Source organism: Arthrobacter sp. AL05 (assembly GCF_029960715.1).
In the GTDB taxonomy this organism is placed as follows: Bacteria; Actinomycetota; Actinomycetes; order Actinomycetales; family Micrococcaceae; genus Arthrobacter.
In genome coordinates this window covers 1-3,475 of the sequence record NZ_JASBRC010000042.1, presented here as the reverse complement: position 1 = coordinate 3,475, position 3,475 = coordinate 1, and the positions used below count along the sequence as shown (strand labels likewise).

Sequence of the window (3,475 nt, the reverse complement as noted above, 5' to 3'; positions counted from 1 at the left end):
GTCGGCATCGCCAAAATCACCGTCAACACCAAGTAACACCCACCCGCAAAAGCCGGACGCCACGGACCCCAGGGTCTGTGGCGTTTCGGTTCCAGGAAAGGGCGGCCCTGGCGGCCACGGAACGGTTAAAGGGATCAGATATGCAAAAGCCTGACGGGCAGAAGCTCACCGAGGCGCTGGCGGCAAAGTTTGCCTCGCCCACACGCAGCACACGCCTGACCGTTGTTCTGGGCCGCTGGCTCGGGATTACCTTCACCGTTTGCTTCCTCACCGGCCTCTTCAGCCACGGACTCCAAAATCCGCCGGCGTGGATGTTCTTTCCTACCAGCCCGGTATGGATCTACCAGCTCACCCAGGGACTGCACGTAACGTCAGGGATTGCCGCGATTCCGCTGCTGCTGGCAAAACTGTGGTCGGTCTTCCCCGAGCTGCTGGCTTGGCCCCCGGTGAAGTCGGTGGTGCACGGCCTTGAACGGGCCTCCATTGCCCTATTTGTCGCGTCCTCGCTGGTGCAGCTGGCCACCGGGCTGATCAATACATACAAATGGTATCCGTGGCCGTTCCCGTTCCGGGAGACACACTACTGGCTGGCATGGGTCATCTGGGGCTCGCTCCTGCTGCACATTGCCCTCAAGCTCCCGGTCATCGCCGCCCACTGGCGCAGCAAGCGTGCGCAAGAGACCGCCGTCGTGGAATCGGCTGCACCCGCCGTCGCTGGAGTCTTGGAGTCAACTCCCGAGCCCGGCACATCCGGACCGGGCCGCTGGACCCGGCGTGCATTCCTCACTGCTGTTACCGGCGCGACCGGAGCCGTGGTGGTTACAACGGCGGGACAGTCCTTTTCCTGGCTGGCACCAGCGAACTTCTTTGCCCCGCGCAAAATGGGTACCGGCCCCCAAGGCGTGCCCGTGAATCGAACTGCCGGCGATGCCAAGGTCGCCGGCCTGGCGATGTCCCCGAAGTGGGCGCTGATGGTCAAGTCTGCTGATTCCACACGTTCCTTCACCCTCGATGAGCTTAGGGCGATGCCCCAGCACACCCACGAGTTGCCCATCGCATGTGTGGAGGGGTGGAGTCAGTTGGCCCAGTGGCGGGGCGTGCGCGTCCAGGACCTGGTAGCGGCCGTCGGCGCCCCCGCGGGATCCCGGCTTCGGTTCACCAGCCTGGAGCCGGAGGGCGCCTACCGCACCATGACCATGCCTGCCGAGTACACGCAGGACGAGAAGACCTTGGTGGCCCTGGAGCTGAATGGGTCCGTGCTTGACCTGGACCATGGCTATCCCGCCAGAATCATCGCCCCCGGCCGTCCCGGAGTCCTGCAGACCAAGTGGCTGCAGAGTATGGAGATCCTGTGAAACGTGCAACTGCTTTCAAAACCGTCCGGGCCGGGCTGGGCATGGCGGGCTTGGGCATCATTGCCTACGGGCTGCTGGGGCTGCCAACCCAGCTGGGTCCGGCGCAGCTGGTCGGCCTGCTGACGTGGATGGCCGTTGCCGTGCTCATCCACGACGGCGTTATTGTGCCGCTCTCCACCCTTGCCGGGGCGGCCCTGACCCGGACCGGTTCGAAACTGCAGCCGGCGTCCGCCGCCGTCCTGCGCGGCGCCCTGCTCACCGGTGCCCTGGTGACCCTGGTGGCGGGGATCCTGCTCAAGGCGAAGTCGGTAGCGCAGTCCGTCACGGTCCTCGAAGCCGACTACGCCATGAACCTGGTTTGGTTCTGGGCCCTACTCGCCCTGGCCTCCGCCGCCGGCATCCTGATCCTGGAACGCCGGGCCCGCTTCGCAAGATCCAACCACTAGGCGGGTGACACGCACCCGCCGCCATCCGGCGTCGACGATTCGAGGCCGGCGAGTGCCGCCAGCTGAAGTTCCCGACGGCGCCGATGCCAAACTCCGGCTGCGACGGCCGCGGCTGCGAGTACAAGGACCGCTTGATGCACCGGAACCGTGAACGGGTCCTCGAACGGCAGCATGTAGATGGCGTCCAGGGCCAGGATGATGGCCACGTATTCCCAGCGCCGGCTCAAGACAATAAACGGTAACAGCATCAGGGCATACCAAGGATAGTTCGGGCTGACAATCAGCAGCGTCAACCCGATCATGACTGTCTGCTGTTCCCAGGCATTCCCGGGCCTGGTGCGCCGCAACACCCAAAGCGCGACGGCGGCCAGCGCTGCCGCGCTCAGCAGCTGCGGCCACGGACCGGCCGAGACCAGTTGGGCCAGCCCGAACCGGGTGCCACCACGCTGGCTGTAGCCCTCCTCCTTGAGGTAGCCGGGCAAGAATCCCAGCACTCCTGCCCCTGCAACTGCCAGATAGGGAACGTAGAGGAGGACGAAAGTCGTCAGCGCTGCGGCAATGAAGCGCACAGGACGCTTGAACAACAAGGCGGGGGCGGCGATCACCGGAATGAGTTTGGTCGCGACCGCGGCGCCGAACGCCACCCCGGAGCGCAGCGGCTTGCCTACGGTCAATAGCAGTCCTGCGGTCAGGATCAAAGCGCCGCCGAGCAGGTCAACGTGGGCGTTGTTCACAGCCTCAAGCTGCACGAACGGGCTCCAGGCCCAGACGGCCGCCAGGTGCAGCGGAAGGCTGCGCCGGGCCAGGGCAGTGATGAGCATCAGCGTCACCGCAATGCTGACAAGCAGGCCCCCCACTTGGAATGGAAGATATCCGACCGAGTCAGGGACGGCGGCCCGCACGCCGAAAAAGTAGATTTCCGCGGTGGGCGGATAGATCGTGGGCACGTGCGGGCGGTTAATGGCCGTACAAAGCGGAGCCCCCGAGGGGTAGCCGTTGGCCGGGACGGATTCGGTGCCGAACAGGTCGCGGGCGCACCCGGGCCGGCCGTCATCGTTGTTGGCTCCCGGGACGAACAGCCATTCCGGCCGCAGGGCCGCCAGCGTCTCATCGACCGGAACGAAGGAGTAGGGGGAGATGCCGGCCTTTTGGACGATACCGTCCCAGGCGTACCTGGCGGAGTCGTTACTGGTCCGCGGCGGCGCACTTACGGCCACCAGCCCCAGCAGTACAGTGCCCGCAATGATTACGGCGCCCACTCGGCGCCGGGGGACATGGCGCAGCAGGCCAACTGCCCCAATAAGCGCGCCCCAGGACAACAGTGTGCCGACAATCGGTGCTGATTCGAAGGGGTTCTGCGGGACCACCATCCACCACAACAAGCCCGCGAGCACGAGCAGCAGCGCTACCAGCCGAGCCGCGGCTCCGGGGAGGATCCGCTTCGCTTGGTTGTTGGGTGAGGTACGGGCCATGACGCTCACGCTGCCTTCCTGTCCGCCCCGGGGCCGGGGGAGAACCGGCACAGGACGCGGCCGGGCAGGTACTGTTTGGCGATGGCCGCCACAGTCAGATCCACGCTGTTGATCATCCTTTGGGCAGCCGGGGCAGCCGGGAGAGCGCCCACGGCAGGGCACCGCGCTCGTTCAGACACGGGAGAACAACATCCACCAGGGC

At 65.8% G+C, this 3,475-nt stretch carries 3 protein-coding genes; 2 read left to right on the top strand and 1 reads right to left on the bottom strand.

From position 1 onward, the window contains the following. The first annotated feature begins 140 nt into the window (after positions 1 to 140). A complete protein-coding gene (locus QK287_RS18310) occupies positions 141 to 1,355 on the top strand; it encodes a molybdopterin-dependent oxidoreductase (protein ID WP_226774287.1) in 1,215 nt (404 codons plus the stop codon). Next, a complete protein-coding gene (locus QK287_RS18305) occupies positions 1,352 to 1,801 on the top strand; it encodes a hypothetical protein (protein ID WP_226774288.1) in 450 nt (149 codons plus the stop codon). The genes QK287_RS18310 and QK287_RS18305 overlap by 4 nt, the downstream gene beginning before the upstream one ends. On the opposite strand, the gene QK287_RS18300 is transcribed toward QK287_RS18305, so the two are convergent. Beyond that, positions 1,798 to 3,273: a glycosyltransferase 87 family protein gene (locus tag QK287_RS18300; RefSeq protein ID WP_226774289.1), complete on the bottom strand. Its 1,476-nt coding sequence runs from the start codon at positions 3,271 to 3,273 to the stop codon at positions 1,798 to 1,800. The genes QK287_RS18305 and QK287_RS18300 overlap by 4 nt on opposite strands. Positions 3,274 to 3,475: the final 202 nt, after the last annotated feature.

Excerpts from the sequence above, each read along its gene's own strand:
- QK287_RS18310 (WP_226774287.1), top strand. The coding sequence starts at position 141 with ATGCAAAAGCCTGACGGGCAGAAGCTCACCGAGGCGCTGGCGGCAAAG.
- QK287_RS18300 (WP_226774289.1), bottom strand. The coding sequence starts at position 3,273 with ATGGCCCGTACCTCACCCAACAACCAAGCGAAGCGGATCCTCCCCGGA.